The following is a 1932-nucleotide window of genomic DNA, read 5'->3' on the forward strand; positions in this document are numbered from 1 at the left end:
ATGAACCAATGCACTACGGTGAAATATTTAGTGTTTGGCAGGCTTCAACTGTAGCAAAAGGCGCTGTATCCTGTTACCAAGCATACTTAAACCAYGCTGGAGACAAAGACTTAAAAAAAATACTGGATGCTCTCATTGATCAAGCMAAGATGGARATTAAAGAATGTGATACATTGCTTACTGATAACGGAATTGCTTCCGTACCTATGATGCCTGAAAGACCCYCTGTTAAACTCGAAGACATCCCTGTAGGTGCAAGATTCTCTGATCCYGAAATTGCYGCTAAAATTGCYGCTGACACATCACTTGGACTAGTYGCWTGTAGCCAAGTTATGGGTCAGTCTATTAGAGAAGATATTGGAGCTTTATTTGCGAAATATCATCTTACTAAAACTGCACTAGGYGTTAAAATACTCGAACTRAGCAAAGAAAAAGGTTGGCTTATACCTCCTCCACTTCAAGTWAAGCGACCAGAGACTGCTAACGCATAAGAATAAGTTGCCAACCTGCCCAATGGGCAGGTTTTTTAATCCTCCTCATGTAATTACAAATTTCCTTTTCAAACTRCTTTGAGATTAATGTAACATGCTTGCTACTCCCGTAATCTTCAATGTTCAACTTACCTGTATATTCCTTAACGACCATCGGACATAATAACTCAGGAGGTGAGWGCCTATGAAATGTGCATATTGTGAAAATTTAAAGCTTATAAAAGGAAGAAAAAAGTTATGTTATATTTGTGCTATCATCAAACGTTAAGAGAATGACAATCTAATCCAGTGGTCCCGTATATTAAATACGGGTCCTATAGTAATTCAATATTCACTGAATTACTTGGCACTCCATATTACATTTTGTGCAGTATCTCTTGTGGTATCTCCGCGTGTGACTGGCTTTTTGCAACAAACTGATATTTCTCCTTTTACAATTTGGCTCAAAGACATAACCTCCCACGTACAAAGATATTCATCAAATTACTTAACTCGTTCACCGTATTTTCTCGCAGCTTTACTGTTGTACAAGCTGTAAATCCGAAGATAAGAAATCATAAAATCAATATCTGATATCGTCTTTGCTTCATTGCTGAAAAAGTCACAATAGCGCTGAATAAACCGCGCCACTGTGACTTTTTCAAAAGTTAATTAATTGCTTTAAGTTCCGCTTTGGCTTGAGCAACCTTTTTTAAAGCTGGGCTGGCGCTATATTTGGTTTCCTCATATTAAAAATTATTCACGACATAGCCTTTGGCCAAATGTTCGAGAAAATGATTTACGTCCCCGTTTTTAAAATCAATAGCAACGATCATTTCTAAAATTTTTCTTTGCTCGTGCTCCGGCGTGGAATTCACAATCAAATTGATGAGGAAATCACTTTCAACCATATGTACTTTTTCGTTATGAGAAATCGAAAAAGTACGTGGTTCTAATTCCTTTTCATMAAAAAAGGTTTTCAATTTTTTCTTACTCGGGACTGACCCCATAACGTGAGACAAATCAAAACACCTTCAAGAAAATGCAACCATGTCGTAAGATATGGAGACAACCTTGGAGGTGTTTTTACGTTGGCAACAAGAGTAAGTTACCCAGTGGAAACAAAAATGAAAGCCATTGAATTGAGAATAACAGGAGTTCCAGTGAAAGAGGTCATGGAGCAGCTGAGCATACGAAATAAGACGCAATTGGAAACCTGGATGCGATGGTACCGCAAGGGCGAGTTAAACCGCTTGGAGCAACCTGTAGGCAAACAATACAGCTACGGTAAAGGACCTGAGTTTACCTCGGAACTGGAGCAAATAAAGGCGGAGAATCGGTTCTTAAAGCAACAAATAGATGTGCTAAAAAAGTACAAGGAAATGGAAAGGAGTTGTCACCAAAAATCATAGTTGAACTGGTTGAGTTGATTCACGGGGAAGTTACGATCACCAAAGCTTGT

The 1932-nt window shown here is 38.4% G+C and carries 2 protein-coding genes; both read left to right on the forward strand.

Annotation, left to right across the window (positions count from 1 at the left end; translation table 11 throughout):
• Positions 1-491 (forward strand): DUF3231 family protein (locus tag AC1DSE_RS34715; RefSeq protein ID WP_477529058.1); only part of this gene is annotated, 491 nt, incomplete at its 5' end.
• Between the two features lie 1070 nt (positions 492-1561).
• On the forward strand, positions 1562-1882 hold the full coding sequence (locus AC1DSE_RS34720) for a transposase (protein ID WP_076269945.1): 321 nt from the start codon (positions 1562-1564) through the stop codon (positions 1880-1882).
• Positions 1883-1932: the final 50 nt, after the last annotated feature.

The sequence above is a fragment of the Paenibacillus sp. 01L418 genome, from assembly GCF_056400045.1.